The sequence below is a fragment of the Sphingomonas sp. genome (assembly GCF_031380695.1).
Lineage (GTDB): Bacteria > Pseudomonadota > Alphaproteobacteria > Sphingomonadales > Sphingomonadaceae > Sphingomicrobium.
The window spans coordinates 1-8123 of sequence record NZ_JANMWY010000200.1 but is presented as its reverse complement, the minus strand read 5'-3'; the positions used below and the strand labels follow the sequence as shown (position 1 = coordinate 8123).

Here is an 8123-nt window from a genome sequence, read left to right as displayed (position 1 = left end):
TCGTCCACCCCGGCGCGGTCGGCCATGCGGCGAAGGGCATCCTCACGGCTGCGCCCGGCGCGAAGCTCGAGCACGACCGAGCCGAGCTGCTCGGCGAGGAGCGGGTGCGAGCGGGTCATTTCCTGGCCGACCCGAGCAAAGGCCGCCTCGAGCCCCAGACCGGCCTCGACGCACACGAGCATCAGGTCGAGGGCATCGGGAAAGGCGTTGATAATCTGCGTCTGGCGGCGGTCGGCCTTCGCGCGGATGAACAGCGACGGCGCATAGAGGCCGAGGGCGGCAGCGATCAGCGCTTCAAAATAAAGCTTGCCCGCACTGGGACGCTGGCCGGTCAGCCAGAACCACAGCAACAGCGCGACCGGCAGGCCGATGACCGAAACCAGCCGGACCAGCGAATAGACGCGCGGTGCGAGCGGCGACGAATAGCCGGCCGCGATCAGTTTGGTGCGGAGGGTGGCGTCCTTGGTATCGACCAGCGGGATGCCACTACGCTCGATCGCCCCGACCAGGCTGACCCATAATCCCCGAGTCGTGTCGGTACGAAGGGTGGAAGGCACGACCGTGCCGCCGGGCGCGGGCACCAGGATCGTCCCGTCACCCACCAGGCGCCGGCGCGCTGCGCCGCGGCCGCCGGTCAGGGCCATGATGGCATAGGTCGCGAGCGAGACGGCGCCGAACAGCAGCAGCAGGAGAAGCCAGCGCAGCGACGGGTAGGCGATCAAAAGCTGGGTCATCGCGTCACACTTTCAGATCGATGAGGCGGCGGATGATGAACACGCCGAGCGCGTAAAGGACGATCAGCATCATGAAGCCGGGAATGAACATGCTGTCGTCTGCAACATCGAGGTAGAAGGCGGGGTTCAGCACGAACAGCAGCATGAACGAGCCGACGGGCAAGACGGTCAGCATGACCGCCGACATCCGACCTTCGCTCGACAGGGCGCGGACCTTCATCATCATCGACGCGCGATCGCGGATCACCTTAGACAGATTCTCGAGGATTTCGGCGAGGTTACCGCCGGTCTCGCTCTGGACCGACAGGCTGACCACGAACATGCGCATGTCATCGAGGTCCCAGCGGTCGGCCATACCCTCCAGCGCGTCACGCAGGTCGGCGCCATAGGTCACTTCGTCAACCGCCAGGCCGAACTGGCTGCCGATCGGATCGGGCATCTCGACCGTTAGTAGTTCGAGCGCCGCGGCGATCGGATGGCCGGCGCGCAGACCGCGGACAAAGACGTCGAGCGCAGTCGGGAATTGCTCGATCATCCGCTTGCGCATCCGCGTCGCGCGCATGTTCAGCGCCATCAGCGGCAGCGCCAGCCCCATCACCAGTGCGACAATGAACAGCAGGAACAGCCGGCCCGGGCCAAGCGCGCCGAACTTTGCCGCAAGCACGACGAGGATCAGGAACAGGACGGCCGGAGCCGCGGCGACGATCGCCAGCATCCGCCCGGTCGGCATGATGATTCCGGCCTGCGCCAGCATGTGGTCGAGCGTGTTGGCAGGACCGGTCAGGAAGGGCGGCCAACCCTCCGGCAGCGATCCGCCGCGGCGACGCAGCAGGTTCATCGTCTCTGCCCGTGGCACGCCGCGCTCGATCATCTTCAGCCGCTGGTTAATCGCGTCGCCGCGCGACCGGCGTGCCGTAATCGACCCGACCAGCAATTCGACCGCGACCAGCACCGCGGCGAAAACGCTGACGAGAAATAAAGTCCGGATCCAACTATCGGCCATCAATCGAAACTCGCATCCGGGCGGAACAGATCGGGCGACAGCGACTTGCCGTGAGCCATGACCTGATCGAGGAAGCGCGGGCGAATGCCGGTCGCTTCGAAGCGGCCCTGGACACTGCCGTCCTGCGAGATGCCGGTTTGACGGAAGCGGAAGATTTCCTGCATCGTGATGACGTCGCTTTCCATGCCGGTCAATTCGGACAGGCTGAGCAAGCGGCGGCGCCCGTCGGCGAGCCGCGCGACCTGCACGACGATGTGGATGGCGGACGAAATCTGCGCGCGGATCGACCGCATCGGGATGTCGATGCCGCTCATGCCGACCATCTGTTCGATGCGCGACAGCGAATCGCGGGCGTTGTTGGCGTGGACCGTGGTCATCGACCCGTCGTGGCCAGTATTCATCGCCTGGAGCATGTCGAACGCCTCACCGGCGCGCACTTCGCCGACGATGATCCGGTCGGGCCGCATGCGCAGCGCATTCTTGACCAGGTCGCGCTGGGCGATTTCGCCCTTGCCCTCGATGTTGGGCGGGCGGGTTTCGAGCCGGGCGACATGCGCCTGCTGCAGCTGGAGTTCGGCCGAATCCTCGATCGTCACGATCCGCTCGCGCTCGTCGATGAACGCCGACATGGCGTTGAGCATGGTCGTCTTGCCCGACCCGGTGCCGCCCGAGATCAGCACGTTCAGCCGCGCCCCGACGATCGCCTTGAGCACTTCGGCGACCTGCGCCGGGACCGACCCGATTTCGACCAGCCGGTCGAGGCTAATCGGCACCTTGGCGAATTTGCGGATCGACAGCAGCGAACCGTCAAGCGCCAGCGGCGGGACGACCGCGTTGACGCGGCTGCCGTCGGCTAGGCGGGCATCAACGAGGGGGGAACTTTCGTCGACCCGGCGACCGACCGCGGAAACGATTTTCTGGATGATTCGCAGGAGATGGCGCTCGTCCTTGAACCGCACCGCCGAGGGTTCGAGCTGTCCGTAGCGTTCGACGAACACGCAGTCGTGGCCGTTGACCAGGATGTCGGTGATCGTGGTGTCCTTGAGCAACGGCTCGAGCGGCCCCAGTCCGAGCAGTTCATCGAGCACATCGTCGGTCAGCTGCCGCCGCTCGGCGCTGTTGAGGGCGTGGCGCTGCTTGGCCAGCTCCTCTTCGAGAATGTCGCCGACTTCATCCTGGATCTGCGCGCGCGACATGGTGTCGAGAGCGGACAAGTTGATGAGGCCGAGCAATGCCTGGTGAAGCTCGACCTTCAGTTCGGTGTTGGCATCGCGCTTGGCGAAGGCACCGGCATCGCCGACCGTCATCAGTCGCCGCTGATCGAGGTCGCGCGCGGCGCGTTCGGGATCGGCCACCTCACCGGCGGAGTCGCTTCCCGCCCCGGACTTGCGAATCTGCCACAGGCTCATGACTCTACCCCCAATGTCTCGACCAGCGCATTCGTCAGCGTGTCGAGGTCGCGCGCAAGCGGTCCCTTGCGGCGGATTTCGGCGACCGGCACGCCGCGCTCGATCGCCGCGATCATCGTCTCGTGATCGTTGACCACGGTAAAGGCGACCGAACGGCCAAGCGCGCGCTGAACGTCGGCCGGCTTGATCGCGCGGAACAGCCCCTTCTCGGCGCGATTGACGACGATTCGGATGTCGAGCCGGTCCATGTCCTGGCTCGCCAGCAGGTCAAGCTGCCGCCGCGCCCGGTTGAGGCTGGGGATGCGCAGCTCGGTCACCAGCAGCACCACATCGGCGCGGGCGAGCAGCGACATCGACCAGTTGGTCCAGTTGTGCGGCAAGTCGACGAACACCGTCCCGAACTCGCGCATCGCGGTTTCGGCCAGCGCCAGCGCCATCTCGCTGTCGAGCGCATCGAGCGGAGTGATCTGGCGCGGCGCGGCGAGCACCGCCAGGCCGCTGGGATGGCGCGCGGTCGTCGCCCGGAGCAGCGCCCCGTCGAGCCGCGCGCCGACGTCGAGCAGGTCGGTGAGATTGAGCGGCGGCGCCAGACCGAGCTGGAACGCGGCATCGCCGAACTGGACGTCGAAATCGATCAGGCAGGCGTCGCGCCCCGCGGCCGTCTCCCGCGCCGCGAAGCGGGTCGCGACCTGACCGAGAAGCGCCGTCGCGCCGACCCCGCCCTCGCCCTTGATGATCGCGACCAGCTTGCGCTTCTCGGTCCCGGCCGGCTGGCGCTTCGCCGCGATGGTCGCGCGCAGCGGCTGGAGCGAAGCTTCGAGCTCGGCCAAGTCGAGCGGCAACGGCACGACATCGTGCGCGCCGGTGCGGATCAGCGCGCGGACCAGCGCGAGCGGCGGCTCGAACGAGGCAGCGATTAGCGGCGTCTGGGTCGCGGCGGCCAGCTTCTCGAAGCGCTTGACCGAGGCGGGGACGTCGGCATCGACCTGAATCACCGCGCAGGCCGCGCCGGCCAGTTCGGCGGGATCAATCCAGTCGGTTACCGGGATGAGGTTGAGCTCGAGCGGCAAGCCGGCCGCGCGCGCGCCGATCAGGTCGCCGGCATCGCCCTGCGCCCCCGACAGGTACAGCCGCACCGCCGCCTCGCGCTCCTCGGGCCGCCAGGGGCTGCGAACGGGTGAATGGGAAAGGTCGGACATACTGTCATTCATCCTAATTCGAAGCAGTTCCGAGTTGATCCTCGGCGGTATAGGTCGCTGCCGCAGCAGGAATTGCCTGGACACTCTTAAGCATGAGAAATGTAATTGGCGTAAAACTGAGGTTCTGTATTCTGACGGTCGTGAGCGGCGAAATATCCTGTCCGTCAGGATCGCCCGCATACCCCAAGCCCGAGCCGCTATATTCGACCACGACATTTGTGTCGGAGATTGGCGAATACATGGCCTTCATGCGCGCTACGATAGCATCCCATCCCAGTGCGCTGGTGGTACTCACAGTGGGACAAGGCGTGGTTATGCAGGTGCACGTGACGACACTCGCGGGCTTCACGCATCGAATCAGTCCCAGCGCCGACGCTGGAATCAAATCGCCCTGCGTGAGTGCCCCTGTCGCACCCGGCGGGGTAATACCGATATAGGTAGATGCCAGCCCTGCGGGAATGACCTTTGTCACGGCCGCGACGCGAGCACCGGCCTGTGTCGCCTTGGTCACCTCATTATAGGCCCAAAGCCAACGACCGCCGTCAATGATGCCGAACAGAAGGATCAGCAGCAAAGGCAGCACGAGCACAAACTCCGCCGCTCCCGACCCCCTGACGTCTCGGAAAAGACGCATACTCATATGCCTGCCACGGCCGCTTCTTGCGACGCATTGAGGAAGTAGCCGGTCCCACGCCAGCCGAAACTGCTGAGAATGGGGCGGTAGGGCAGATGAGCCGTCACCAGGACGGTCGGCGCTGCGCCGGCTGTCCCAACACTGTTCCCGCTATAAATGCCGCTCATCGTAACACCGCCGGCAGTGGTGTTGCAGACCATCGTTACGGTAAAGGTCGTCGTTCCACTGGTCCAATTCGGGAGGAGGTCATTTGCGCTCGAGTCGAGCGACCCCTTGCGAACAAGCAACTTGGTATTATTCGACACCGTCGTCGGTACGGCGGTCGCCGTTCCACCGCAGCCAGTGTATTGACCGAATGCTTGACGGGCAGCGAAGCGCGCGCCGTCCCGGACCCCCGTCACCAGCGTGTGCTCGTTCATAAAATAATTGCCGAGTTCAATCGAGCCACAAAGAATGGCCAGCAGCAATGGTGCAACCAGCGCGATCTCGACCGCTGCTGCCCCCCGGCAATTGCTGACAAGGTTTCGTGTTCCGATCATCGGATCAGGAACGGCTTGTCACGACGGACGACCTGGCCGGCAGTCTGCGCGCCGCCCGCCGGCGTCTCGCGGATGATTTCGACATAGACGTCGCCCTGCCCGCTGTAATCACGCTGAACGGAGGGCTCGACCAGGAAGAGATCGACAAACTTCAGCACCGGAACATTCGTGCTGCTCCCGTTGACCGAATATTGCTGGCAGTTGACGACTGCCATCGCGGTACTCCGTCGATCCGGAGTATTGAGATTGGGCACCGTGCCCGTTCCATAGCTAGGTGTCTGGGCTTGCGAGCAAACGGGAATGCCATGGCTGACGAGCGTCGTGCCCGTCGCACCAGATGGGTTCGGTCCGAGCACGGTGACACCATCGATCGATGTGCCGCGGTTGGCAATTTCCCATAGGTAGACGTTGTAACGGCTAGCGAAGTTTGCGGCCGAAGGCGCCACGGAAGGGGATAGGCCGGTATTCGCTTGCCAATTCGCCGAACTCCACCGCGTCCCATTTCCGCGCAAGTAATTGGTCCGGAAATAGGCATCACGGTCCCAGGCGCCGTCGCCGATCGGATTGGCGCTGCAATTTCCGGTAACGCTGCCGGCGACCGTGTGGCAGATATCGCGGGGGTGTCCCATGGACGTTGGCGTGACCGTCGTCGCGAGCGGCGTCACCGACGTCAGCATTCCACTTTTCCCGTAGTAGTTGGACGACAATTGCCACCCCGCGTTCTGGAGCGCACACGCATTGTTCCCACTAGCATTTGCGGGTCGGACGAGATCCTTGACGCTGTCGATCGAGGACGGGCAGACGCCGCCATTCTGGCAGCTCGAATTGCTGTCATAGATGTCAAAGCGCGTGTTTAAGGCATCGGTCGCAGGGACATTGCCGCCCGGCTTCGTATTGACCGTGCCGGACGGGGTGCAATCGCCCGGTGGCGAACTCCAGCCGAGCCCTTCCTGCAGGCCGGGAACGCCGTTCGAACCGCCATTATTGTTGAGATAGCCGAAATTGCCCGGCGCCCAGCTTCCGTTTCCGGCGCCAACGGACACCAATTTCAGGCCGCGCCCCTTCAGTGAGTTCGCATCGAAAGTCTTATTTGTCGCCGTTTCAGCAGGATTGCAGATCATCACCGGTGGCGTCTTGCAGATTGCGGTGCCAAGCGACGCGACGGCTTCGGCCGGAAGCGGTCCGGAGCTGAAAGCGCCGACGATCGGCGTCAGCGCGAAATTTGCGAGCCGCGGCGTGATCGTGACCCTTACCACTTTCGAATCGGTATCGCCGGTCGCCAGGGTGCCGTACGTGTCATTCACCCGATCGTAGCTTTGGTAGAAAGTGAGGGTCGCCACCTCGACCTTGCGTGGGTCGCCGACCGCACTGGCATTATCGCTCGCGAACAGCGACAGATTGCGGACCAGCGATTGCGCCGCAGCGGTCGCACGGGCTTGCGCGTTTGCCTGTCCGTCGAGCTGACTTGCAGCCGCGAGGGCGGACTGGTCGGCTGCATCCTGCAGCTCGGTATCGAGTGCCGCAGTATGAGCGTAGTCGAAGGCGATGCCGCCGGTCGCGATCAGCGCGACGAGGGACAGCGCCACGGTCGGCGCGACGGCACCGCGGTTATTCCGCTTCAGTCGTGCCCAGACCTTCCGCATTGCCGCCTCCTCACTTGCCGCTGCTGCCGCTGCCGGAGCTGCTGGTGCTGGTCGAGCTTTCGACCTTGAGTTCCTTGATGGTGCCCTTGCGATAGCGCTCGGTCGCCAGCGCGGCGTGGTCGCCGCTCGATCCCGCCCTGGCACCGGTGGAAGCATAGACGGGCTCCGGATTCACGGTCTGCGCGACCATGTCATATTTCAGCGCTTCGCCCATGCCCGGGTCGACCGAAGTGCAGCCGGCGAGCAGCGCGCCGAGGCTTCCGATCGCGGCGATGGCGATGATCCTGGAAGGCGTCCTAGAAGACATGGCCATAATCCTTTTCCAGCGCGTTGGGGTTGGCCTGCGCCATGCCGCCGCCGGGTGCCGGGCGGGCGGCAGGCGGGCGGGCCGTGTCGGGCTCGCCGATCGGGCCCTTGTTAAGGGTCGGCCCGGGCTTGACCCCGCTGTCGGTTTGACCGAGCAGGAACAAATCGGCCTCGCTCGGCGGTTTGGCGCGATCGGTCGGCACCTTCATCGCGCCAGCGGCAACCGGGCGGACCAGTCGCGGCGTGACCAGGATAACCAGCTCGGTCTCGTCCTTCTGGAAATTGGTCGAGCGGAACAGCGAGCCGATGATCGGGATCGAGCCGAGGATCGGGAACTGGCGAACCGTATCCTGGAAATCCTTGCGCAGCAGCCCGGCCATGGCAAAACTCTCGCCGTCGCGTAGTTCGACGGTGGTCTTGGCCCGCCGTGTCTGCAGGCCCGGAATGGTCAGGCCGTTGATGACGATTGACGCCGACCGATCGATCGAACTGACTTCGGGCGCGACAACCAGGTTGATGACGCCATCGGCCAGGACGGTCGGGGTGAAGGACAGGCTGACTCCGAACGGCTTGAATTCGACGCTGATGCTGTTGCCGCCGCCGTTGGTGGTGCCGCCCCCCTGGGCGACCGGGATCGGAAATTCGCCGCCAGCGAG

Annotated in this window: 9 protein-coding genes; all 9 read right to left on the bottom strand. The window is 64.8% G+C overall.

Going from position 1 to position 8123, the window contains the following annotated elements; genetic code table 11:
* Nucleotides 1-734 (bottom strand): type II secretion system F family protein (locus tag RMN84_RS07355; protein WP_309611529.1); only part of this gene is annotated, 734 nt, incomplete at its 3' end.
* Nucleotides 735-738: 4 nt separating this feature from the next.
* Complete coding sequence (locus RMN84_RS07350) at nucleotides 739-1737, bottom strand: type II secretion system F family protein (protein ID WP_309611528.1); 999 nt, start codon at nucleotides 1735-1737, stop codon at nucleotides 739-741.
* Nucleotides 1737-3044, bottom strand: coding sequence for a CpaF family protein (locus RMN84_RS07345; protein ID WP_309611530.1), 1308 nt, complete (start codon nucleotides 3042-3044; stop codon nucleotides 1737-1739). The genes RMN84_RS07350 and RMN84_RS07345 overlap by 1 nt, the downstream gene beginning before the upstream one ends.
* 98 nt (nucleotides 3045-3142) lie before the next feature.
* Nucleotides 3143-4345 (bottom strand): hypothetical protein, encoded by a 1203-nt coding sequence (locus tag RMN84_RS07340; protein ID WP_309611527.1) that lies wholly within the window; start codon nucleotides 4343-4345, stop codon nucleotides 3143-3145.
* A 13-nt stretch (nucleotides 4346-4358) separates the two neighbouring features.
* Nucleotides 4359-4985, bottom strand: a complete 627-nt coding sequence (locus RMN84_RS07335) for a pilus assembly protein (RefSeq protein ID WP_309611526.1) — start codon at nucleotides 4983-4985, stop codon at nucleotides 4359-4361.
* Complete coding sequence (locus RMN84_RS07330) at nucleotides 4982-5518, bottom strand: pilus assembly protein (RefSeq protein WP_309611525.1); 537 nt, start codon at nucleotides 5516-5518, stop codon at nucleotides 4982-4984. Before RMN84_RS07330 ends, RMN84_RS07335 begins: the two co-directional genes overlap by 4 nt.
* Complete coding sequence (locus RMN84_RS07325; RefSeq protein WP_309611524.1) at nucleotides 5515-7161, bottom strand: pilus assembly protein TadG-related protein; 1647 nt, start codon at nucleotides 7159-7161, stop codon at nucleotides 5515-5517. The genes RMN84_RS07330 and RMN84_RS07325 overlap by 4 nt, the downstream gene beginning before the upstream one ends.
* A gap of 10 nt (nucleotides 7162-7171) precedes the next feature.
* On the bottom strand, nucleotides 7172-7468 hold the full coding sequence (locus RMN84_RS07320; RefSeq protein ID WP_309611523.1) for a hypothetical protein: 297 nt from the start codon (nucleotides 7466-7468) through the stop codon (nucleotides 7172-7174).
* A partial coding sequence (locus RMN84_RS07315) for a type II and III secretion system protein family protein (RefSeq protein ID WP_405051459.1) occupies nucleotides 7458-8123 on the bottom strand: 666 nt, incomplete at its 5' end. The genes RMN84_RS07320 and RMN84_RS07315, both read right to left, overlap by 11 nt.

Excerpts from the sequence above, each read along its gene's own strand:
- RMN84_RS07345 (WP_309611530.1), bottom strand. The coding sequence starts at position 3,044 with ATGACGGTCGGCGATGCCGGTGCCTTCGCCAAGCGCGATGCCAACACC.
- RMN84_RS07330 (WP_309611525.1), bottom strand. The coding sequence starts at position 5,518 with ATGATCGGAACACGAAACCTTGTCAGCAATTGCCGGGGGGCAGCAGCG.
- RMN84_RS07325 (WP_309611524.1), bottom strand. The coding sequence starts at position 7,161 with ATGCGGAAGGTCTGGGCACGACTGAAGCGGAATAACCGCGGTGCCGTC.
- RMN84_RS07350 (WP_309611528.1), bottom strand. The coding sequence starts at position 1,737 with ATGGCCGATAGTTGGATCCGGACTTTATTTCTCGTCAGCGTTTTCGCC.
- RMN84_RS07340 (WP_309611527.1), bottom strand. The coding sequence starts at position 4,345 with ATGTCCGACCTTTCCCATTCACCCGTTCGCAGCCCCTGGCGGCCCGAG.
- RMN84_RS07335 (WP_309611526.1), bottom strand. The coding sequence starts at position 4,985 with ATGAGTATGCGTCTTTTCCGAGACGTCAGGGGGTCGGGAGCGGCGGAG.
- RMN84_RS07320 (WP_309611523.1), bottom strand. The coding sequence starts at position 7,468 with ATGTCTTCTAGGACGCCTTCCAGGATCATCGCCATCGCCGCGATCGGA.